This window comes from Succiniclasticum sp. (assembly GCF_056977735.1).
On the sequence record NZ_DBMCWA010000025.1, the window covers coordinates 1 to 23347 of the forward strand.

The 23347-nt window shown below is 49.0% G+C and carries 16 protein-coding genes; all 16 read right to left on the reverse strand.

Annotated features, from left to right (window positions below; genetic code table 11):
* Nucleotides 1-398: 398 nt before the first annotated feature.
* Nucleotides 399-1106 carry a hypothetical protein gene (locus ACZOWY_RS11130; protein WP_484397850.1) on the reverse strand — a complete coding sequence of 236 codons (708 nt, stop codon included), beginning with the start codon at nt 1104-1106 and terminating at the stop codon, nt 399-401.
* Between the two features lie 281 nt (nt 1107-1387).
* The gene (locus tag ACZOWY_RS11135) at nt 1388-4114 is read right to left on the reverse strand and encodes a hypothetical protein (RefSeq protein ID WP_484397855.1); all 2727 of its coding nucleotides are present in this window, start codon (nt 4112-4114) and stop codon (nt 1388-1390) included.
* A 460-nt stretch (nt 4115-4574) separates the two neighbouring features.
* On the reverse strand, nt 4575-4805 hold the full coding sequence (locus ACZOWY_RS11140; protein WP_484397860.1) for a hypothetical protein: 231 nt from the start codon (nt 4803-4805) through the stop codon (nt 4575-4577).
* On the reverse strand, nt 4802-5686 hold the full coding sequence (locus tag ACZOWY_RS11145) for a zinc ribbon domain-containing protein (RefSeq protein ID WP_484397865.1): 885 nt from the start codon (nt 5684-5686) through the stop codon (nt 4802-4804). The genes ACZOWY_RS11140 and ACZOWY_RS11145 overlap by 4 nt, the downstream gene beginning before the upstream one ends.
* A 185-nt stretch (nt 5687-5871) precedes the next feature.
* Complete coding sequence (locus ACZOWY_RS11150) at nt 5872-6849, reverse strand: zinc ribbon domain-containing protein (RefSeq protein ID WP_484397870.1); 978 nt, start codon at nt 6847-6849, stop codon at nt 5872-5874.
* Nucleotides 6850-6932: 83 nt separating this feature from the next.
* Entirely contained in the window at nt 6933-9743 is a 2811-nt protein-coding gene (locus tag ACZOWY_RS11155; RefSeq protein ID WP_484397877.1) for a hypothetical protein, read from the reverse strand.
* Between the two features lie 675 nt (nt 9744-10418).
* Entirely contained in the window at nt 10419-10928 is a 510-nt protein-coding gene (locus tag ACZOWY_RS11160) for a hypothetical protein (RefSeq protein ID WP_484397881.1), read from the reverse strand.
* 94 nt (nt 10929-11022) lie between these two features.
* On the reverse strand, nt 11023-11922 hold the full coding sequence (locus ACZOWY_RS11165; protein WP_484397885.1) for a zinc ribbon domain-containing protein: 900 nt from the start codon (nt 11920-11922) through the stop codon (nt 11023-11025).
* A gap of 216 nt (nt 11923-12138) precedes the next feature.
* Nucleotides 12139-13599, reverse strand: coding sequence for an AAA family ATPase (locus ACZOWY_RS11170; protein WP_484397889.1), 1461 nt, complete (start codon nt 13597-13599; stop codon nt 12139-12141).
* Between the two features lie 262 nt (nt 13600-13861).
* A complete protein-coding gene (locus ACZOWY_RS11175) occupies nt 13862-14593 on the reverse strand; it encodes a hypothetical protein (RefSeq protein ID WP_484397894.1) in 732 nt (243 codons plus the stop codon).
* A gap of 50 nt (nt 14594-14643) precedes the next feature.
* Nucleotides 14644-15198, reverse strand: coding sequence for a zinc ribbon domain-containing protein (locus ACZOWY_RS11180; protein WP_484397899.1), 555 nt, complete (start codon nt 15196-15198; stop codon nt 14644-14646).
* 116 nt (nt 15199-15314) lie between these two features.
* Nucleotides 15315-17366, reverse strand: a complete 2052-nt coding sequence (locus ACZOWY_RS11185) for a hypothetical protein (RefSeq protein ID WP_484397903.1) — start codon at nt 17364-17366, stop codon at nt 15315-15317.
* 242 nt (nt 17367-17608) lie between these two features.
* Nucleotides 17609-18976 (reverse strand): DUF3298 and DUF4163 domain-containing protein, encoded by a 1368-nt coding sequence (locus ACZOWY_RS11190; protein ID WP_484397908.1) that lies wholly within the window; start codon nt 18974-18976, stop codon nt 17609-17611.
* Between the two features lie 121 nt (nt 18977-19097).
* Nucleotides 19098-22445 carry a DEAD/DEAH box helicase family protein gene (locus ACZOWY_RS11195; RefSeq protein ID WP_484397913.1) on the reverse strand — a complete coding sequence of 1116 codons (3348 nt, stop codon included), beginning with the start codon at nt 22443-22445 and terminating at the stop codon, nt 19098-19100.
* A gap of 25 nt (nt 22446-22470) precedes the next feature.
* Nucleotides 22471-22656 (reverse strand): hypothetical protein, encoded by a 186-nt coding sequence (locus ACZOWY_RS11200; protein WP_484397919.1) that lies wholly within the window; start codon nt 22654-22656, stop codon nt 22471-22473.
* A gap of 20 nt (nt 22657-22676) precedes the next feature.
* On the reverse strand, nt 22677-23240 hold the full coding sequence (locus tag ACZOWY_RS11205; protein WP_484397924.1) for a restriction endonuclease subunit S: 564 nt from the start codon (nt 23238-23240) through the stop codon (nt 22677-22679).
* Nucleotides 23241-23347 lie beyond the last annotated feature (107 nt).

The window sequence follows — 23347 nt, forward strand, 5'->3', positions numbered from 1 at the left end:
CCGACATCTCGTACCACACAAAAATATCGGCTGCTTTATACCATTAAGTATGGCACAATTCAGCCGATGATGAAATCCGGTATTTTATTTTGCGCTTACGTATAATATTGTTGGACATGGGTAAATCCTCCTTGTTGATTTGGTGTGGTAACTTAATTCTACAAAAGGATTTACACCATGTCTATTTAATTTTGCGCAACTTATTGTACCTTATCACCCTTTTTTCTAATTATTTAATTTATCTTTGTTCAGTACGCTGCAATTTCTTTTAGCTTTATTCTCTGCAAAAAAAGCATCCGCGTCATTTCCACGGCTGTTGGGCAAAACAAAGCGGCGGCGAACTCAACTATTTATTGATTCACCGCCGTTTAAAAATTCAACGTCGCGTTTATTATCTGTTATGCTTGCGCCGGCTTCTTTTGCCTCCCCAGTACCGCCAGCAAAATACCCAGCAGCAATACAGCGAAACCTGCCGATACAATCAGCAGCGGCTGATGCAAAAAGGTCAGCGGCACGCCCAGCGCAAAACCGGCGGTGGCACCCATCAGGCTGTTGCGCACCGCAGTGCTGGACGGCGCCCGTCCGCCGGAGGCTTTGCCGGCAATAAAGAGCACAATGGAAAAGATGATGCCGTGGCTGCTTTGGGCCGCCTGCACCGCGCCGATAGCCGCCACCACGCCCACCATCACGTTCTTGGTGCTGCTTGTCACATTAAAGAAGTAATACAGCACAAGGCTGGCGCCCAGACCGATGAGGAACGGAGCTACCGTTGTCATCCCGCTGCTCGTTGCCTTCCGCATCAGGCTCTGCCCCTTCTCATCCCTGGCAAAGGGACTCTTGCCTTTCCATAATGCCAGCACGACCGTGTTGACAACCGCCGCGAACACGGCCTTGCCGAAAATACCGCCCGCGGCCCCCACGGCTCCGCCGTACATGCCGCCGCTGGCATACGTGAGGGTATTAATCCACTTTACCACGGCTGTGTCTTTGCCCATGGCCATCAAAAGGGATATCACTATCCACACCACCGACAAAATAATGGTCGGCAGCAATTTGGCCGGGTGGCGGATGATATCCATCACGCCCGCTTTTATCTGCTCCATCATGGTTGGCGGCTTTGGCGGCTCACTTTCCCGTTGCGGTTGCACTTGTTGCGGCTGCGTCGGCTGCACATATCCTTGCTGCGGTTGCGGATACCTCTGTTGTGTTTGTGCCGGTTGTGCCGGTCCTTCTGTCGGTTGCCCGCAATACTTGCAAAAGCGCGCTCCTTCCGGCAACTGCCGGAAACAATGTTTACAGTGCATAGCTCATACCTCGTTCCGTCAAACTTAACGTCTCGACGTTTCTTTTCACTCTTTGCTTTCGTACAACAAACAGACCCTTCCTGTTACTTGTTGGTGGTCCGGAAACCTTCCGCTACGATCTTCTGCGCAGCTTCCTCCGAACCGAACTTTTCCGTTACGAGCTGCTTGTATTCCGCATTCGTCATTTTACCTTCTTTCACCTGGTTGGCCCAGTTGCCGATTTGTTTGGCGTCGTCGCTCATCCCGTCACCCAGCCCGTTCTTTATGTTCACATCGTTTATACCCTTGATTACTTTTACTTCCTTGGCCGTCGTCCGAACGCTTTCGTAATGGTTGCTGGCCGACTGCCTCTCCAGATCAGCGATCTTCTTCCCCATCCCTGTCTTTTCGGCTGCGCTCAGGGTTTTATCCGTATTTAATTGCTCCCGCAGTTTCTGGGCCTCGTTCCATTGCTCTTGATGCCGTTTAAGCGGCGTTCCCTGCTTATGGATCGCGGTCTGCTCGTTGAGTACACCCGTGCCTTTCTCCGGCGTCCCGTATTTTTGCGGATTCAATACTCTCTCCACATCGCCCTTGCCGCTCCCTACATAGGCGTCCGGATTATGGCTGATTTCGTGGGTATCGCTGGGCCGCGTGCTCACATTCGTAAAGTCCCGGAGTTCTTTCAGCTTCAACGCCTCGTCATATTCCGCCGCTGTCTGCGGATACCGGCCGTGTTCCGCCTTATAGATGGCCCTGGCCAGATGATGGTCGCCGTCAACCTGCGTGAAATCCACCGACTGGTTCTTGCCCGTCCCGGTATTGACCTTCACATTCGGCGAGGTATCCAGGTCGTGGGAGGCGGCGCCGCCCGCCAGTTTTTGCTCAACCTTGTTGGAGGTCGCATGGAAGTCGCCGATCTGCTCGGGTTTCAGCCCCTTTTCTGCCGCGAGGGATTCATTACGGTATTGGAGCACCTTGTTCTCATACGCCATATCCGACTGGTTGTAGCGTTGCCGCAATTCGGTCCCTGTCTTGCCCTGAAGCGCGTTCATGCGATCCTGGGCAATCTTATTCTCGCGTACCGTCCGGGCCTGGCTATTAAACTCCTGCGACAGCTTTTGGTAATCGGCATCGTTCTGGTAATTCTTCGGGTTGCTCTGCTCTATCGATTTCATCTTCTGGCTGATGTTATTCAGCTTGCGCACCTCGTTCATGGCCCGGGTTCCCTGCACGTCTTCACTGATTTGCATCTTAGTGTCGGCCTCAGACATATTCGTCTTGTACTGCCCCTGGCCGGACCGCCGTTCGGCGATGGTCGTTTTCCGGGGTCCCGCGCCTGAACCCGCTTTCGGTTTGGAAACGCCCGTCTCTGCGTCCACTTTCGCTTTCGCTTTCGTTCCGGCGCCGCCCATTTCTACATCCACCTTCGCTTTCGGTTTGCTGCCGCCAATCTCTACGTCCATCTTCGCTTTCGGTTTGCTGCCGCCAATCTCTACGTCCATCTTCGCTTTCGGTTGCGTTCCGCTGCCGCCTATCTCCTGACTAAAAACCGTTCCCTGACTCTTCTCTTTCAGTTTGCCCATGCCTTTGCTGACCGCGCCCATGACTGCGCCTTTAACCGCCGCCTCATCGGTACCTTCCCACGCGTCGCGGCCATTATAAACATTATCATTAACCTGTTTATATGCGCCGGCAAAGGCGTTGCCGGTAACGCCCCAGCCGAGACTCTCAAATTTATTCGCTGTCATATCCAGGGCGGTGTCTATCGTCGCTTTCAGGAACGCTTTCCCCTTGTCTTTATCAAACACCACCGCGTCCGTCATCGTCTCGGTATAGTTGGTGAGGGCCGAATACCCGTTGGCAAAGGCCTGGTTTCCCGTCAGCATGCCGTACGCGTTGACCGACTGGTCCGCCACAAATTTTATCTCCTGGACGGTCACCAGCTTATCGTCCCACTCCGCCGCCTCCTGTTCATAGTACGCGCCTGCCATCATGAGATCGATCTGGTTCCGTTTCAGGATGTCTTTCTTAATGAGCTTTTTGATATCATCTTTGCTCAGGGACTTGTCGCCATGGGCGTACTTCTCGCGCATCTTTTCAATATATTCCCTGTTGTCCTCCGACAAACCCATCTGGCTCAATTCTTTCTCCAGCTCCTTGCTGAGCCAGGACTTTTGATCGTTGATCGCACGCTGCTCTTCCAGCCAGGCGGCGTTCTCCGCCGCAAGGCGCTCCCGTTCGGCCTGCTGACGCGCGTCTTCCTCCGCACGGTCCGCAATGATCGCCTGCTCGTTATCCTTATACCATTGGGCCCCTTCCAGAATCTCCTTTTGCGAAAGAGTCCCCGGCTCCGCATCATGCCAGTTCCCTTCCTCGTCCTGCCAGGTCAGGGCTTCCCCGGTTTCCGTATGGGTCGGGACATTGTAACTGCCGTCCGCATTGGGGGTGTAGACCAGTGTTTCGCCCGTGGGCGTTGTGATGCGGATACTGCCGTCCTCCGCGACGGAAATATTGTCCGGGACCGCCGGCCTGTCGTCGTCATATGAATCATAGCCGCCATAATCGCCGTCACCGCCCGCTGCGCCACCTGCGGCACCTCCGCTGGCGCCGCCTATCGTACCGGCGACTGCCCCGGCAGCACCCAGCAGCCCTCCAGCCAAAGCAGTTCCCACTGCCGCGGCCGCTTTCGCGGCGTCCGAGTCCGGCAGGTCGTCATGATTGTCTTCGCCGGAGTCAGAATATCTTCCATTGTCCGGATTATCCGCCGGTTTAGTCGTAGAAGAACTAATTGGGCCGGCTAATGTTTCACCTGTTAAATCTTTATACATTTTTTTAAAAGCATCATCTGATGTACAAACTGAATAATGCCGGGAAACACTAACCTGTCCTAAACTACCGTCTTTAAAATCGAACAGTCCATAATGCAATAACACACTTATGTCTACCACGTCAGCATTTTTAGGAATAACGAAGAAACCATTTACTACGCCCTTTTTTAAGTAAAAATGCTTTTGATCTATTTTTTTATAAGATAAATCAGATGAAACCTGGTATGCAACAAACTCTATATCAGAACCATCGATAGGTTCATTTGTTGTTGGTTTAATTAATATTTTAATTTCTTTTCCCGGAAGCGCTTTTGCAAAAACATAAGAATCAGCTATATCCTTTTTCTTTTTAAAAGCATGATTGTATTTTGAATATTTTTTTAAATCAATATTTTCTAAAAAGACACTCATTGAGCATGTGATCCCTTTATTGCTTCCAGATATTGATTCTGTTACAGATTCAGCTTTCGCTGTAAATGTCCCCATCATCCCCAGCACAAACACAAAAACCGCCAGCAAAACGGAAGTATATTTTGACAACAAAATCTTTATAAAATTGTGTTCGCAACCGTTCTTCTTCCTCACCTGCGCTACCTCCGCAACAATCCCGAAACGCTCCCAAATTTTGCACAAAAATATGCAAACTGTTATGAATCACTATTTTTGTTTTGTTTCCGCAAACTTCACTCACACCTTCGTCCCGCAGTTCGCACAGAACTTGCTATCGGGGTTCAGCTTCGCACCGCAGTGCCTGCAAAAGGCCGGCGCAGCGCTTGCCGGTTCCGGTTCCGCTTTCGCCTCCGGCAGCTCCGGGCATGCCATGGCGCCTTCGAACACGGCCAGCAATTCCTGCGGACTCATGGCTTGCACCCTGACCGTATCGCCGCCGTACAGCGTAGTCATTAGGATATCGTGCAAGCCGCCCTGCAGGACATATCCTGCCATGCTCCTTACGCTGTTGCCGGAACCGTCCCACAACTGTATCAATGCGGAATTGTGAACCGCTACCAGTCCCCGCGCCAGCGCAACTAAATCATTACGGAGGGCATACTGCCCGTTTTTCATTTCGCAAAGCGATTTCTCCGTCAGCCCCGCCAGACCCTCTGGCACATCATCCGCGTTTGTGATCGATCCATACATGGCAAAAAGATTGCACAGACTTCCGGGCAAGGGTTGCGCCGCTTTACTCATGACATCTTCCAGCGTTGCCGCAACGTCAGGCTGCGTCGCGCCCAAAAACTCGGCAAGGAACTGGCAGCGGCAATGATCCATGAATGCGAACAGCGCCATGGCCTCCGGCTTCGTCAGCAACAGGTTAAAGTTTGCGTTGCTGAACGGTGAATTGCCAACCAGCACCTGCAATTCTTCGGCCGTCGCCGCTACGTCCGTTTCCTCCCGCAACTGCCACTGGCCTTTAAGCTTTTCCGCAATATACAGTTTGCCGCCAGATACATACGTGTACTGGGGTACGAGCCGGTTTGCGCCGCATACCTGCACGAACGCGCAGCGTTCCACATTCTGCAACTCGTTGATCCGAGGATGTTCTGTCAAAACCGTTTCCAAATACTGCATCGTTATTCCCTCGCAATTTATACATTATGTCTTGCTTCACAACGTATGTCTTCAGCCAACATATTACTCGCCTTAATTCTGTCAGCATCGCAAAACAGTTACTATTTTTCAGTTCGGCGCCACCGCGTACCTAACCGGCTTTCCCATTTTTAAATCCAAAAACATAAGATACGTCCACGTTTCTTTTATGCCTGCGCCGGCTTTTTCTGCTGTCCCAGTACCGCCAGTAAAATGCCCAGCAGCAATACCGCGAAACCCGCCGATACAATCAGCAACGGCTGACGCAAAAAGGTCAGCGGCACACCCAGCGCAAAACCGGCGGTAGCCCCCATCAGGCTGTTGCGCACCGTACTGCTGGACGGCGCCCGACCACCGGAAACCTTCCCGGCAATTAACAATACTATGGAAAAAATGATGCCGTGGCTGCTCTGGGCCGCCTGGACGGCGCCGATGGCCGCCACCACGCCTACCATCACGTTCTTGGTGCTGCCTGTCACGTTAAAGAAGTAATACAAAATCAGGCTGGCCCCCAGACCAATGAGGAACGGAGCTACCTTCGCCATCCCGCTGGTCGTGGCCTTATTCATCAGGCTCTGACCCTTCTCGTCCCTGGCAAACGGGTTCTTGCCCGACCACAAGGCCAGTACGATCGTATTGACAACAGCCGCGAACACCGCCTTGCCGAAAATGCCGCCCGCTGCGCCCAAAGACCCCCCGTACATACCGCCGCTGGCATACGTCAGCGTGTTCAGCCACCTGACCACGGCCAGGTCTTTGCCCATCGCCATCAGAAGGGATATCACCATCCACACCACCGACAAAATAATGGTCGGCAGTAATTTGGCCGGATGATGGATAAGGTCCATCACGCCCGCTTTTATCTGCTCCATCAGGGACAGTTTCCTGGGCGGCACGTTTTCACGGGGCGGATCCGCCTGCTGCGGTTGCGGATAGCCTTGCTGCGGATAACCCTGCTGTTGTGGATAGGGCTGCTGCTCTCCGCCCTGTTGCGGATGGCCTTGTTCTTGTGGATAGGGCTGATGCGGCTGCGCATGCCTCTGTTGTGTTTGTGCCGGTTGTGCCGGTCCTTCTGCCGGTTGCCCGCAATACTTACAAAAGCGCGCTCCTTCCGGCAACTGCCGGAAACAATGTTTACAGTGCATAGCTCATACCTCGTTCCGTCAAACTTAACGTCTCGACGTTTCTTTTCACTCTTTGCTTTCGTACAACAAACAGACCCTTCCTGTTACTTGTTGGTGGTCCGGAAACCTTCCGCTACGATCTTCTGCGCAGCTTCCTCCGAACCGAACTTTTCCGTTACGAGCTGCTTGTATTCCGCATTCGTCATTTTACCTTCTTTCACCTGGTTGGCCCAGTTGCCGATTTGTTTGGCGTCGTCGCTCATCCCGTCACCCAGCCCGTTCTTTATGTTCACATCGTTTATACCCTTGATTACTTTTACTTCCTTGGCCGTCGTCCGAACGCTTTCGTAATGGTTGCTGGCCGACTGCCTCTCCAGATCAGCGATCTTCTTCCCCATCCCTGTCTTTTCGGCTGCGCTCAGGGTTTTATCCGTATTTAATTGCTCCCGCAGTTTCTGGGCCTCGTTCCATTGCTCTTGATGCCGTTTAAGCGGCGTTCCCTGCTTATGGATCGCGGTCTGCTCGTTGAGTACACCCGTGCCTTTCTCCGGCGTCCCGTATTTTTGCGGATTCAATACTCTCTCCACATCGCCCTTGCCGCTCCCTACATAGGCGTCCGGATTATGGCTGATTTCGTGGGTATCGCTGGGCCGCGTGCTCACATTCGTAAAGTCCCGGAGTTCTTTCAGCTTCAACGCCTCGTCATATTCCGCCGCTGTCTGCGGATACCGGCCGTGTTCCGCCTTATAGATGGCCCTGGCCAGATGATGGTCGCCGTCAACCTGCGTGAAATCCACCGACTGGTTCTTGCCCGTCCCGGTATTGACCTTCACATTCGGCGAGGTATCCAGGTCGTGGGAGGCGGCGCCGCCCGCCAGTTTTTGCTCAACCTTGTTGGAGGTCGCATGGAAGTCGCCGATCTGCTCGGGTTTCAGCCCCTTTTCTGCCGCGAGGGATTCATTACGGTATTGGAGCACCTTGTTCTCATACGCCATATCCGACTGGTTGTAGCGTTGCCGCAATTCGGTCCCTGTCTTGCCCTGAAGCGCGTTCATGCGATCCTGGGCAATCTTATTCTCGCGTACCGTCCGGGCCTGGCTATTAAACTCCTGCGACAGCTTTTGGTAATCGGCATCGTTCTGGTAATTCTTCGGGTTGCTCTGCTCTATCGATTTCATCTTCTGGCTGATGTTATTCAGCTTGCGCACCTCGTTCATGGCCCGGGTTCCCTGCACGTCTTCACTGATTTGCATCTTAGTGTCGGCCTCAGACATATTCGTCTTGTACTGCCCCTGGCCGGACCGCCGTTCGGCGATGGTCGTTTTCCGGGGTCCCGCGCCTGAACCCGCTTTCGGTTTGGAAACGCCCGTCTCTGCGTCCACTTTCGCTTTCGCTTTCGTTCCGGCGCCGCCCATTTCTACATCCACCTTCGCTTTCGGTTTGCTGCCGCCAATCTCTACGTCCATCTTCGCTTTCGGTTTGCTGCCGCCAATCTCTACGTCCATCTTCGCTTTCGGTTGCGTTCCGCTGCCGCCTATCTCCTGACTAAAAACCGTTCCCTGACTCTTCTCTTTCAGTTTGCCCATGCCTTTGCTGACCGCGCCCATGACTGCGCCTTTAACCGCCGCCTCATCGGTACCTTCCCACGCGTCGCGGCCATTATAAACATTATCATTAACCTGTTTATATGCGCCGGCAAAGGCGTTGCCGGTAACGCCCCAGCCGAGACTCTCAAATTTATTCGCTGTCATATCCAGGGCGGTGTCTATCGTCGCTTTCAGGAACGCTTTCCCCTTGTCTTTATCAAACACCACCGCGTCCGTCATCGTCTCGGTATAGTTGGTGAGGGCCGAATACCCGTTGGCAAAGGCCTGGTTTCCCGTCAGCATGCCGTACGCGTTGACCGACTGGTCCGCCACAAATTTTATCTCCTGGACGGTCACCAGCTTATCGTCCCACTCCGCCGCCTCCTGTTCATAGTACGCGCCTGCCATCATGAGATCGATCTGGTTCCGTTTCAGGATGTCTTTCTTAATGAGCTTTTTGATATCATCTTTGCTCAGGGACTTGTCGCCATGGGCGTACTTCTCGCGCATCTTTTCAATATATTCCCTGTTGTCCTCCGACAAACCCATCTGGCTCAATTCTTTCTCCAGCTCCTTGCTGAGCCAGGACTTTTGATCGTTGATCGCACGCTGCTCTTCCAGCCAGGCGGCGTTCTCCGCCGCAAGGCGCTCCCGTTCGGCCTGCTGACGCGCGTCTTCCTCCGCACGGTCCGCAATGATCGCCTGCTCGTTATCCTTATACCATTGGGCCCCTTCCAGAATCTCCTTTTGCGAAAGAGTCCCCGGCTCCGCATCATGCCAGTTCCCTTCCTCGTCCTGCCAGGTCAGGGCTTCCCCGGTTTCCGTATGGGTCGGGACATTGTAACTGCCGTCCGCATTGGGGGTGTAGACCAGTGTTTCGCCCGTGGGTGTTGTGATACGGATACTGCCGTCCTCCGCGACGGAAATATTATCCGGAACCGCCGGCCTGTCGTCGTCATATGAATCATAGCCGCCATAATCGCCGTCACCGCCCGCTGCGCCACCCGCTGCAGCGCCGCCGGCGCCGCCTATCGTGCCAGCGACTGCACCGGCAGCCCCCAACAGTCCGCCAGCCAAAGCGGTTCCCACTGCCGCGGCCGCCTTCGCGGCGTCCGAATCCGGAAGTTCGTCCAGATCGTCCGATGGTTGATTGTCATCTGCATTTTTGTCTGCGGCACTTTTATCTGAAGCTTTATTCTCTAATACAGCCTTCTGTGTTTTACCAATTGGAACAGGTTTGAGCTTATCGTTGACAGTTAAAATGATAATGTAATCGTTATTTTCACGGCTTATATCCTTGTGAGTTGCAACTTGCCCTACACCATTCAAGCTAAAATTAATAACAATTTGCGTTACATTATTTGATACTTGATAATCAATAAAACAATCTTCTTTATTCTTATACGTCTTCTGAAATGATTGCACAATTTTATCCCCATTCTTTGCAGTCAGATTAACAATGCAAGTGCGATTAAAATATTCTATAATATTATAACCTTTTGCTCTTCTTTTTTCATTTACCGTTGACAATGGATATACTTTATCTATTAAATGTGCTCTGATTCTTTGGCCTGGCGCAACCTCTCCGACTATTTTGTCTAAATCATCTTCACCTTCTTCATTTTTTACTGAAACCTCTTTTAAATTCTTCGCTCCATCAACTTTGAAACAGTCCCAAGTACTGTTAGGTGGCACCCAAACGTCATAAATTAAACTTTCAAACAACCTTTTTGAAGTCGTATCTACCAATTCTTTAGTTAACTGGTTCATTGTTTTTGCTTCCGCATTTACGGGTGTCATCATCCCCATTACAAACACAAACGCCGCCAGCAAAACGGAAATATATTTTCGGAACAAAGTCTTTATAAAATTTTGTCCGCAACCGTTCTTCTTCATCACCTGCGCTACCTCCGCAAAATCCTGAAACGCTGACGCGTTTTATAAAAAATATGTAAATCAGGCTGTATCCGCTTTTTACAGTGTAATCAATTAAGGAATCACTGATTAACCGTAAAACTCATCAAAATATATCATCTCAACCTGTCCGGAAGCATCGTCTATGTAAAATGACAATTCCTGTGTGATGCCTTTATCAGTAATCCGGTATGTGACGACGCGAAGTATTTGTCCGCTATTTTCTTTACGGGATTCGATGCGGTCTGGATTACCATAGTATTCCAGCACAGTACTAAGCGATGACCCGAACTTTATGCCCGACGAATCAAGCGCCAACCCATTGTTACCGGCAATCCTTACACCCTTGACAATGTTGCTTCTGTTAACATGGACATCAAATACCGTACCGTTTTTTGCAAATGAATAGGTTGTTCCATAACCGGCCGGCTTTCTTTCACTCACCGGATTTCCATACATAGCTTTTACGTCTGAGAAGTTTTGATTCAGATACACACCGCCAATGGACAGATCTGATTTCATTATCTGTGCAAAGCATACTTCGTTAGTAACCATCAAAAGACTTAGCACAACAGCAAATACCAATTTTCTTATATTCATAGCCAAACCTCCATTTCTTTGCAAGAAACAAATCGCAGAACCTTATTCTTAAAACATTATCATAGGTTCGTTACTATTATCTGTACCGTATAGCTCACACCTTTGCCCCGCAGTTCGTACAGAACTTGCTATCGGGGTTCAGCTTCGCCCCGCAGTTCCTGCAGAATTTGGGCGCAGCGCCTGACTGTTCTGTTTTCACTTCCGGCTGTTCTGCTTTCGCCTCCGGCAGCTCCGGACATTCCATGGCGCCATAGAACACGCCCAGCAATTCCTGCGGGCTCATGGCTTCCACCCTGACCATATCGCCGCCGTACAGCGTAATCATAAGAATATCGTGCAAGCCGCCCTGCAGAACATAGCCCGCCATGCTCCTTACGCTGCTGCCGGAACCGTCCCACAACTGCAGCAACGCGGAATTGTGGACCGCCACAAGACCCCGGGCCAGCGCGACAAAATCACCGCGCAGGACATACCGGCCGTTTTCCATTTCGCAGAGCGATTTCTCCGTCAGACCCGCCAGGCCTTCCGCCGCAACATCCGCGTTGGTGATTTCTGCATACATGACAAAAAGATTACACAAGCTCCCGGGCAAGGGCTGCGCCGCTTTAGCCGCGACCTCTTCCGGCGTTGCCGCAACGTTGAACTGCGTTGCGCCCAGAAGCTCGCCAAGGCACTGACAGCGGCATTGATCCATCAACGCAAACAGCGCCAGGGCCTCCGGCTTCGTCAGCAACAGGTTGAAGCTTGCGTTGCTGAAGGGCGAATTGCCAACCAGCAGCTGCAATTCTTCCGCCGTAGCCGCCACGTCCGTTTCCTCCCGCAGCTGCCACTGGCCTTTCATCTTTTCCGCAATATACAGTTTGCCGCCGGATACATACGTGTACTGGGGCACGAGCCGGTTTGCGCCGCACACCTGCACAAAAGCGCAGCGTTCCACATGCTGCAGCTCGTCGATCCGGGGGTGTTCTGTCAAAACCGTTTCCAAATACTGCATTGTTATTTCCTCCGTATTCATACATGTGATGTTACATCTTTAATTACTTTTTGAGTTCCAAATATCTGCTTTATAACTATATTATAATTGGAATATGTGTTTTTTTCAAACAAAAAAAGCAGCCTGCCAAATCTGACAAGCTGCCCTAGTGTGCTATAAAATTGCAAAGGAAATACCTTTTTGCTATTCACCGCCGTTTTGTTTTAGCTTTTCAATTCACCGGCCAAACAAATCCTCCATCGTAACCGTCCGGATGAAATCGCCGTAGTACTCATTGTGCTTCAGTCCGTATGTTGTAATCAGGGTATTGTGCACGGTCGATCTTTTTGGGATTATCTCAAGCAGCAGGTTCCGCCTTCGCGTCAGCGTAAGGTGATACTCCTTGCTTACTGCAAACTCATCATTATAGAACTTGATCTCGCACATATTGACCACGCGGTCTTTCCTGTCAATGATAAGGTCGATCTGCGTACCGGCGGTATCCGCCCCGCCCCGCTTTGACCATAACGATTCGCTGGTAGAAACCCCGCTGATCCCCAACGCTGATTTGATCTGGCTGATATGATGGAAACACACATTTTCAAAAGCATATCCGCTCCAGGTTATGACAGGCTGGCTGTCTGCAATATTCACCCAGTTGACATTGCGTTTTCCTGCATTGTCTTTAACAAACCGCAAATAGAAAATACAAAACGGGTCGGAAAGTTTATAAAGTTCTTCCCTTTTACTGCTTCCGAATGAACAGTATTTCATAATAAAAGCGCCGGAAACGAGCGCCTGCAGAAATTTCGACAATTCACCGCTTTCCGCAATGCCGGTCTTCTGAACGAGTTCCTTCCGGGTAAGCCCCATGCTCTTTGAGCTTAACGCCGCGATAATAGATTTCATAACTTCCGGATTCACAAACAGCGAAGCGAACATCCGGTCAAACTCGTCTTTAAGCGGCGCGTTTTCCGCAAAGAACATGGCGTCGATATTTTGCGCAAGACTGTATTCCTTACTGAAAAATTTCAGATAGTACGGAATTCCCCCAACCATCATATAGGACTGGACGATATCGTACCGGGACATAACCGCGCCTTTCGCGCGGAAGAACTGTTCGCATTCATACAATGTAAACGGCTTGAGCTGTATCTGGTACGTTACTCTTCCGTACAACCCGCCATGATTATTTACAAGTTTGTCAAGGATCCATGAAGTGGAACTGCCGCAAACGATGACCTTTACATTGTGCCTGTGGCAGGCCCAGCCGTTCCAGAGCGCTTCAAAGCCCGTCATAAATCCGGACCGGGGCGTGTCGAGCCACTGTATCTCGTCAAAGAAAATCAGAAGCGGGCTTTGGCCATCGTCTCTTTTGGAAAGAAAATCTTCCAGCATATAGAATGCTTCCAGCCACGTTGCAGGTACTTTGGCGCCAGCCATTCCGCTGAGGACTAACGATCTATGAAAATGCGTAAGCTGGTCTTTCTGCCGGCTCTTTCTTTTTGAGGCGCCGGCATATCTGTCATCGATGGGCGACAACCCTGCGTGACGAAACGCAAACTTACCTGCAAACACTTCATCAATCAGGAAGGTTTTGCCTACCCGCCTTCTTCCGTAGACAGCAATCAATTCGGCAGAATCGCTGTTATACAATTCATTCAGTTTTTTGATTTCGTTCTCTCTTCCAATAAGCATGTTGCGAAGCGTCTCCTTTTATATTTTTCGGCGAACGGCACTTTTTATCTCGTCTACGAAAATTATAACAACGTTTTGAGAACCAGTCAATACAAAATGTGTTATATTTTTCGGCGAACGGTACTTTTTGCCTTTTCAGTGAGAATTATAACAGCGCTTTCAAAACAGCCGCTTCACTTACGGCTGTTGGGCAAGACAAAACGGCGGTCAACTTCACTTTTTGTTAGTTCACCGCCGCATTGGTTGGTTTGCGCCATCAATTTCACTTATTCTTACGCCTGTGCAGGAACCAATAGCCCAACGCCGCTATAACAGAGATACCGATACCGATCGCCGCAAAGGCGATATCGGTTCCTTTGTCCTCAATGATCATCCGCTTCCCCGTTTTATCCCGCACCGTTGTTACCTTTTTATTACGCAACGGATTGGCGCTGGCTTCGGCGAAGCCAATCATCCGGAATTCATATTCTACCGTGGTGTACCGCGGCAGCACCTGATTTCCTTTTTTGTAGTAATCTTTCAGCTGCAAGGTGGCGATCAGCAGGCGCGTTTTATCCGGCACGTTGTACTTAATACTCACGTCCAGTTTTTTGCCCTCGGTTCCTTTCACCTTACGGTGGAAACGCTCCAGCTTTTTCCCCGCGTACCGGTTCATCTCCCCGTAAGGCTGCATGGTGATCTCCGCTTCCTGTACTGTGCCGGGAAGCGACTGCTTCGCCGTCAGGACCATCCGCAGCGTCTTGCCCGGATCTGCCGTGCCCTGCCGTTTATAAAAAATACGGGCCTCTTTGGGGTCTTCCTCGTAAGTGATATGTTGCGACTTTGCATCATACACAACGATCTGGGCAGTGACGGCGTCGCCCACAGAAAACGTCTCAATGTCCACCGGCGCCGGGGGCGTGGCCTGCGCAGCCGGAACAAACGAAGTTAAAAAGCACAACAGGACTAAAGCCAGGATAAAAACGCACTCTGTCCAGACATTTATTTTTCTCATAATCACTCCGTCCATTTACCCCTTCACACAGTCAACTTCGATCTTTTCCCTCACACCTTCGCCCCGCAATTAGCGCAGAACTTACTGCCGGGGTTCAGCTTCGCGCCGCAGTTACTGCAAAACTCCGGCGCGTTTTTAGCCCCGCATTCTCCGCAGAAAAGGCTGCCCGGTTCCAACGGCGCGCCACAGTTTTTACAGAAAGCGGCAGAAGCTTCCGTTCCGTTATAGCTTGCGCCATTAATTACATTGCCAACCTTCGCTGCATTTGCCGTCTCTGCGCCGGCGCCGACGGCTGCCGCTGCCCCACCGTCACCCGCTATCATGTATTTACGCGGATCTTCCTTCAATATATTTACCACCGCCCATTCCGGCGAGACAAAAAACATCTCCGGTTCCTTCATCTGGGGGAACAGGATCCCGATGGAACCGTCATCCGTTACAACCAGGAATTCATCCTCCGCCAACGGCGTCTTCGTATCGAACTCCTTCGCCACCTCATGCAGGTCCTCTTCGCGGAACACCTCGCCATTGCCTGCCAATAACCATTCCCTGCAGTGCTGTTCCGCTACTTCCACCGCGCCTTCAAAGCTTTCTGCCAGTATCATGTTTAAAGCTCCTTCCCGTCAGACAAAAACCGTTTGACAAAACAAAGCGTTATCCATTTAACGTTACCTGAAAATAATCACGCAAAGACGTTACTTCTGCGTTTCTTTAAGACACTTCACCACTTATCCCCAAATGCGGATTCCGTAAAGCTCTTGCCTTCCACACCCATTTCATATGCCCGGGCATTCGCTTCGTTGGCGAAGGTCTGCCCGATAGCCTGCTGAAGCACACGTTTTTGTTCTTTTTCGAAAAGCCTCTGGAAATTCAACTCCCGCAACGCCTTGATGCTCTTCGGACTCAGGGTCTTACTCCAATCATCTCTGATTTTAATATACTTTTCTTTCATGATCTTGTCTTTAGCAGGGAAATCGTATTTCATGGCAACCTTGTCACTGATTATACCGCCCAGCTGGTCGATGCCAAACTTAGAACCTCCCATAACCAGACCTTTAAACGTTGCCTTAACCATATTCTCTCCGTCAATGTAGGCAACGATTCCTTCTTTCAGTGATTCCGTAGTCGCATAGGCTGCCAGTTTTGCGCCCCATTGTGCCGCCGGAATGTTGTCTGTAAAGCTTTGCAGGATATCCGTGGTGCCCTTAACCGCGCCTTTCGCAATACCGGCTGCGATACTCTTGCCATCTACCGCCGCCTGCATCCCGCCAACCGTGACGTTCTTCACACCTGTATATATATTGGCAATCAGTTTTCCGCCCGGGGTTACTGCAGACATGACGCTGATTGTCATATCCGCGCCTTTTTCTATCACTTCGAATGTTTTGGTCGCAACGTCCAGCACCTTGGCCTTTTGGTCCGCCGCTTCCTTGTCCGCTATCAGTTTCGCCTGCCTCTCTTCCAGATAGGCCTGCCGTTCCGCGTCGGTCATCCCGTAGGTTCCACTCTTGATGGCTGCCATATCTTTTTTGGTCTGTTGCTGGATCCGGGCTTCTTCCTCCAGCATGTTCCGGTAATCCTGCTTCAAATCGTTATCGAAAGCCGACTTCCGGTCCGCAAGGTTCTGCGTTTCGTTATGGCTCCACTCCATATCCTTCATGCGCTGTTTGTCGTATTCCTGCAGGCTGTCCATGTCCACGGGATTGCCGGTCTCGTAGTTTGTCCACTGCCCCGTCTCCGGATCCTGCACATACAAAGTCTGGAATCCTGCGGGATCAGTGTACAGATACTCCTTCGGCTGCGGAGGAACGGGAGGTTCCGCTGGCACATCCGGCTCAGCCGGGGGTAAGCCCAAAGCCGTTCCTGTTCCTGCTTCTCCTGCAGTTGCGCCGCCGGCTCCCCCGCCGATAAACTGCATCCCGATATAGCCGCCAATTGCAACAAGTACCAGGCCGCCGCCGATTTCAACGATCCCGATGCCGCCGGAATCGCCGTCGGAACCTGATTTGTCAGTCGACGCAACCGGCGCAGCGAGTTTTTTGACAGGTTTTAAGGCTACGGAAATCTGTTTTTTATTCTGGCTGAGTCCCAGCCAGCCATTTTTATTCTGTGAAACTTTATCTTTCTGAACAACATCTGTTACATTGATTTTTACGTTAACGGACGTTGCGTTTTCCGGTACCTGATATTCAAGAACACAGTCTTCCTGGTTTTTAAAGCTCTTTTTGATTTCTTTAATGATTTTATCCCCGTTCTTCGCGCTCAGCTGCATGGAAATGGCAGAGTTACGTTTTGTAAACTGATCGCTTCCCGGGCTTACTGCTTTGCCGGGTTTTCCTCCCAATTCTTCTTCTATTTTCTTTCTTTGCTTACTTAATTCGCCCAAATCAATCGGTTTGAACAAATAGTGCAGCTTCATTGTCTTGCCTTTGGCAACTTCCCCGGAAATGCTTTGGGATGTGACCAACCCATATTCATTTTTAACTAACTTTCCCGGCTTCAGCGGAGCAGAGCCTTCCATCGTAATACCATCGTTGAAAGTAATTAAACGTTTATATGATTCTATTTTTCTGGCAGTTATAGAAGTTGCAATCCCTTTTGATAACTCCCCTGCCAGGCTTGCCAACTGAACAGTATCGGTAACCGGCGCGGCAAACGTATTACTGCTTTCCGCCAGCATCCCCATCACAAATACAAACACCGCAAGCAAAGCGGATATATATTTTTGCAACAAAATCTTAGCAAAATTTTGTTCGCGACCGTTCTCTTTCATCGCCGCGCCACCTCCGCAAAAATCCCGAAACGCTTCCGCGTTTTACAAAAAAATATGTGAATTGTAATTCTGGAAATTCATTAAAAAACGCTGCTTAAATACTGCCTGTCTCTTACAAATTTATCATACCATAGTAGCGCTGCTTTGTATATGTAAGACTGAAAAAAGTAAGCGCCGAACGCAACCGTTTTGATTGCATTCGGTGCATTATCTGTTTGGGTTATCCCCTATTCATTGTCCTTTTACCCTTTCCCGCCTTCCACTTCATACACCTGGGGCGCGCCGTTTTCCCCTACCCGGCAGGTCAGCCGTGTCCAAGGGGCGTACCCGCTGCCCGGCATGGCCGTCATGTAAAAGACCTGGGGATTGGACATCACATACCAATCCTCGCCATTGTTTCCTACCATATCCGAGATAAAACGCGTCATGGCATATTCGCCTACAAAGACCGGCTCGTTGCCCAGGGCGTACACCCGCAGGCCGTGCTGGCCGTTCTCTTTTTCATAATCTACATACAGGAAACGCCGTTCCCCTTCATCATACTGGTTGCTGACAAAGGTGGCGCGAACCTTCCGGGCGTTAAATTTATCTTTCAGCTGTTCGCCGCAGTAATCAATCAGCAATTCATCCGGGTCGTTCATCACAGACAGCCTGTCACCGCGAGGGCTGTCGCTTAAACGTACGGACAGGTATGAGGGAATTTCCATGCAATAGGAATGGGGCCCCCGCCTTGTAATAGCGTTGGTGTACTGGTCGTGTTTAAAAATCTCCGGCCGTTCGGAATACAGCAGCGTAGTCGTAAAAATCCCTTCCGCATAGGAACCGAGGATGTACGGATTAAAATAGAACGTTACACCCCGTGGATCCATGGTCCAGAACAGGTTTCCCTCTTTCGCCAGCTGGTCCACCATCTCCCGCATGCTGGCGCCGTCGTTTCCCTGGAATGACGCATTGGGATAATCAAACATAAGCTGCTGTTTAATGGCAGAGGTCATGGCAGTCTGGCTGGTGAACACATCCGTCAGCTGCATCTCCTGACCCGTATAGGTGTCAAAGTTCTTTCCGGTTACGCCGTACATGCCATGGGCGCCCCCCATATAACTGGAGCCGAATTCCAGAAGACTCACCACCAGGGAATCGGCCCTGCGCACATATACATCGCTATTATTCTCAAAGGCAGGGAACAAGTTCGCACCGTATTTCGCCCGTTCGCTGTGATCCAGTTTGGCATCGGACAGCATTTTCTTCCGCGATGCGGCAAATTTTTTGCCTTCCTTTGCCGTGTAAGCATCTAAGGCTTTATTGATGTTCGGTTCAAAGGGCACAGGGCCGGTTACCCGGATCCCCGTCCAGCGGGCCCGGAGCAGTTCGCCCTTTTCATCGCTGTCCACAACATGTTCCGTACGGGTAACCAGTGGAATGTAGTGCATACCCAGCTGGAAATCCACCCCGTTACCTTCGGCAAAAGCGGGACGCGACCAGCTTATACCGGTTACCCCATTTGTCCCCGCAAGGCCGCTTGTATCTGCAAGGCCTGTTTCAAAAACCGGCGCGACAGCAAACGCAAAAACTGCTGCAAGTGCAGTTGCTGCCGTTTTCATCTTATTCATGTGATAACCTCCTTTTCGCGCAATAACGGCACCTCTGTTTTATTCTTACTTTTCAAATACTATATCAAACTTTCGACAATAATGTGTCATAATGGCATTTTAAACTCAACTTCTATAAAAATCATGCCGCCGCATTCGCATTAATGGTATCAATCACCTTCTTTATTTCAAACCACACATTTAAATCCGTAAAGACTTCTGTAATACTTCCCCTGTCCGTAAAAGGAGTTTCCTGCAAAACTGATAAATCTTTCATCATGCCGTTGTGGACAATGTATTCAACAATCTGATTGACAAAATAAATCTGTCTGCTGTCAAGCTGGTTATTCGTCAGGAATTCAGCAAAGGCTTCTTTCGCAGCGTTCATATCCAGGCCCACAATTTCCCGGACAAATTCTCCTAACGGTTTTTTTCCATATTCGTTTTCATATTCCTGCCTGGTCCCGACTTCTTTCCAGAGAATTTCTTCCAGCGCTGCCACATCATTTCCATTTAACGGTTTATTCCGTTTCAGTTTTGCAATGACCAGATGATCCTGATGCTGCCGGATATAATACTCCGCCTTCGCTTTGTAATTCTTTAGTTCGTCATTCTCCAGTTCAGAATCTTTCCACTCTACGGAAAGGATATCATCTTCAAAATTGGTTGTATATTTCGGGCGTTCCTGAGGCGGAATATATTTCATCAAGCTGCGCAACCGCTTCCGAATCATTTCAAATTCATTGATTCCCGCATTCTCAACAAAATCTGTGTGCAAAATTTGGTTGATCAAATCCGTTTGCGCCTGAATCTCCGGAATATTTGCTACGCCGGCCACGCTCGCAACACGTTTTATCAAATCGTTACGGGCTTTTGCATATTTTTTGCCCAACAGATAAGCAAGTTCGATGCCATACATAAGCGCGTCAAACCGCAGGGCGTTGACCTCGTCTTCATCCGGCAAAATGTACGGGGACAACTCTTCCCGTACAATCAGGTTACCTTCATACGTCAACGCCTGGTATGTTTCTTCCGCAGAATACAGATCCACATACTTCAAATGCTGCCGCACCGCAAAATTGTCCCGGGGCAGCTCCTTCACTTTATCCCGCATCTGCCGGACAAGAGTCTTTCTAAACGCGATTAGTTCCTCTGTCTGATACTGGATATCCTGCAGCTTATAAGCAATCTCAAACTTTAAATTAAAGATAGCGCTCTGCAACGCAATCATATTGGCAGTTGCCTTGCCTTTGTTCAGGCGGAAAAATTCAAAGTTACCGCAAAAATCGAAAATATAAAATTTCGTTTTATCCGCGCCATCCAGAAGCCCCGGGCAAAGCCTCGTCCCTCTGCCGATCATCTGCCAGAACTTTGCCTTGCTCATCACCTTTTTGAAAAATACCAGATTCAAAATTTCCGGCACATCAATTCCTGTATCCAGCATATCCACAGATACGGCTATTTGTGGCGTCTTTTTCGGATCCGAAAACTCATCGATCGCGCTTTGGGCATAGGTCATGTAATTGTCAATTACCTTCGCAAAGTTCGGAAGATGCGGATATTCTTTGTTAAAAATTTTTAATATTCTTTCCGCATGCTCGTGACTTTTCGCAAAAATAATCGTCTTACCAAGTTTCTGCCCGTAGTCAATTTTAATGCCATTCGCCATCACCGTATCCAATACCTGGCGAATGGTGTCTTCATTAAAAATCCATGTATTCAGAGCGGATGCGTTGATGGCCTCCGGTATTTCTCCCGATTCTGTTATAAAGGTTTTTTCATAAGCTTCTTTATCCTCTTCGGAGAGTTCATCATATACGATTCCCTGCTCAATAAACTTCAGCCTTGTTTCTACCGAAACGTAATCAACAAGATAACCATCCTTAACTGCTTGCGCCAAATCGTAACCGTAGGTCGGCACGCCGTTTTCCAATTCAAAAATCTCATAGGTATTCTTGTCGATTTCATCTTTCGGCGTCGCCGTCAGACCAACAAGGGGCGCGTCAAAATACGTAAAAATATCTTTATATTTATTATAAATCGACCGGTGTGCTTCATCACAGATCACAAGATCGAAATGCCCACAGGTAAACAGTTTTCCCTTTTCATCATTCACTGTATCAATACAGTTGATCATGGTCTGGTACGTGGAAAACACGCAATGGGCAGAATAATTATCTTTGTCAGTAACCAGATTTGTACAGGATAAATTGGGAAGCAAATTTACAAAATTTCGTTTTGCCTGGATCACAAGGGAATTCCGGTCCGCAAGGAATAAAATGTTCTTTACCCATCCGGCTTTTAACAAAACATCGCATAACGCAATAACCGTTCTTGTTTTTCCGGAGCCTGTCGCCATAACCAGCAATGCTTTACGCCGGTTTTTCTGATCAAAGCTGTCACACGTTGCGCGAATCGCCGCGCTCTGGTAATAACGGCCCGCAATCTTTTCATCCACAGCAATATGTCGCAAACTCGTGCGCATGGTCAACAGGTTGAACCATTTTTCCAAATCGCGTTTGGAATAGATAAACGCGCACTTTCGTTCCGGATACTGTCCGTCAATAATCCGCGTTTCAAAACCGTTCGTTAAGAATACTACCGGCCTGCGATGATATTTCTGTTCCAGTAAATCAGCATATAATTTTGCCTGTTGCCGCCCTTTAGCCACATCCACGCAAGTCCGTTTCGCTTCTATTACAGCCAGCGGACGGTGTGAATCATCATACAAAACATAATCCGCAAATCCCACCTCTGATTTGTTGGGCATGCCCGGAAGCTCCACTTCATTCAGCCAGTCCTTACCTTTCGTCCAGCCTGCATCCATCAGCATCGTATCAATATATAGCTTGCGGGTCTGATATTCCGACAGCTCCAGCGGTTTGGGAACATAGGTTTGCTGCTGCTCCAGCCTCTTAGCAGACAGGGCTTCTTTCAGCGAAGCGTTTTCTGCCATCAGCTTCTTTAAGTCCACCTCTTTCTGAATTAGTTCCTGCTGATGAAGCTCCAGTTCTTCTTTTGCCCTGTCATATTCGCCTTGCAAGTACTTTGTCTTTTCCTGTCGGTCAAGCATTAACTGCTTATCAAACGAGCGCTCTTCATAATGATCCGAATAACAGTAACCGATAAAATCAAAAAACACAAAAAGATTTTCCAGACAAAGCATTGCTTCGTCCTTGCCCAGTTTCTTTCCGCCATGAGCTACAATATTTCCGCACCGGCGGATATAATCCATGCGTCTCCACAAATCATTACCAACAATTTGTCGGTAATCTTCCGCATTCATTAACGACTGCAGGTTATCCTGATAAGGCATCTCCAATTCCGTATCTACAGAATACATCCATTTAACAGCAAACTCCATCGCTCGCCGGCAGTTGATAATGCATGCTTCCGCATCCAATAAAAGAATGCGTTCTGCTGAAATGGCTACGTCAACAAAAGTCTTAAACTGCGGTTCTTTTTGTAAATAATCGAAATTGGTTGCCATGATATTTCACCTTTGAAAAAACTTGTTAACAATTCTTGTCATCAATTTCAAATAAAGGGGTATCTTCATAATTAATGCTATTGTTATTTATGTCATTAACCTGATGAATTGAGATGTTAACTTTCCCAATATTATCTTTTACAATATCTTTTTGAAATGGTTCCGATAAGCCTAAAACATCTGAAATCTCAATACCAGAAACATCACTCATAACAGTATCCCCCCTTACAATTAACACAACATTTTAGGATTTATAATTGTCAATTTTGATTTGTCGATTTGCTGAACAAAAGAAGCAAACTCATTTTGCCGCTCTATTGGCGGAACATAAATCTTTAGCCTATCAAAAAACGCTTTCTGAATACGTTTTTGACCAGCAGAACCTGTCATATTAACAGTTGCCAAGTCATGAACTCTATCATTTTTTAGTAAATACTTTATCCAGCAAGAATTACTTAATCCTGAAATAGGACGTGATACATGGAACTCTGTTGTGCCAAAACCTATATCATTTGTACACCCTTGAGCAATTGCAACCTTACCATTTTCAAAACAAGGGGTTATTTTAGCAAGAAGCACATCCCCATTTCTAAAGTAAGTATATCCCTTGTAATAATTACTAATGTCCCCGTTTTCTTTTATACAAAAACTTCCATCAACACCTACACATTCCATCGGGACAAAAGATACTGTTAAATTATTTAAAATATTTATTTCTGATTTTTTAGGATTAAACTCAACACAGTTCGTGAAATAGCAATTTGCTTTACTAGGATTTAATGGATCCCCAAACATCTCGACAAATCTTGCTAATGTTTGTCAAGAGTTTTTTCGAAAAATCGGAACTTTTGAAAGCTAAAAAAAAGGCGACCTTAACCAGACCTGCTATTGCAGGCCCTTTA

Coding starts and splice junctions, on each gene's coding strand:
- ACZOWY_RS11130 (WP_484397850.1), bottom strand. CDS start 1,106: ATGATGGAGCAGATAAAAGCGGGCGTGATGGATATCATCCGCCACCCG.
- ACZOWY_RS11135 (WP_484397855.1), bottom strand. CDS start 4,114: ATGTATAAAGATTTAACAGGTGAAACATTAGCCGGCCCAATTAGTTCT.
- ACZOWY_RS11145 (WP_484397865.1), bottom strand. CDS start 5,686: ATGCAGTATTTGGAAACGGTTTTGACAGAACATCCTCGGATCAACGAG.
- ACZOWY_RS11150 (WP_484397870.1), bottom strand. CDS start 6,849: ATGCACTGTAAACATTGTTTCCGGCAGTTGCCGGAAGGAGCGCGCTTT.
- ACZOWY_RS11160 (WP_484397881.1), bottom strand. CDS start 10,928: ATGAATATAAGAAAATTGGTATTTGCTGTTGTGCTAAGTCTTTTGATG.
- ACZOWY_RS11165 (WP_484397885.1), bottom strand. CDS start 11,922: ATGCAGTATTTGGAAACGGTTTTGACAGAACACCCCCGGATCGACGAG.
- ACZOWY_RS11170 (WP_484397889.1), bottom strand. CDS start 13,599: ATGCTTATTGGAAGAGAGAACGAAATCAAAAAACTGAATGAATTGTAT.
- ACZOWY_RS11175 (WP_484397894.1), bottom strand. CDS start 14,593: ATGAGAAAAATAAATGTCTGGACAGAGTGCGTTTTTATCCTGGCTTTA.
- ACZOWY_RS11180 (WP_484397899.1), bottom strand. CDS start 15,198: ATGATACTGGCAGAAAGCTTTGAAGGCGCGGTGGAAGTAGCGGAACAG.
- ACZOWY_RS11185 (WP_484397903.1), bottom strand. CDS start 17,366: ATGAAAGAGAACGGTCGCGAACAAAATTTTGCTAAGATTTTGTTGCAA.
- ACZOWY_RS11190 (WP_484397908.1), bottom strand. CDS start 18,976: ATGAATAAGATGAAAACGGCAGCAACTGCACTTGCAGCAGTTTTTGCG.
- ACZOWY_RS11195 (WP_484397913.1), bottom strand. CDS start 22,445: ATGGCAACCAATTTCGATTATTTACAAAAAGAACCGCAGTTTAAGACT.
- ACZOWY_RS11200 (WP_484397919.1), bottom strand. CDS start 22,656: ATGAGTGATGTTTCTGGTATTGAGATTTCAGATGTTTTAGGCTTATCG.
- ACZOWY_RS11205 (WP_484397924.1), bottom strand. CDS start 23,240: ATGTTTGGGGATCCATTAAATCCTAGTAAAGCAAATTGCTATTTCACG.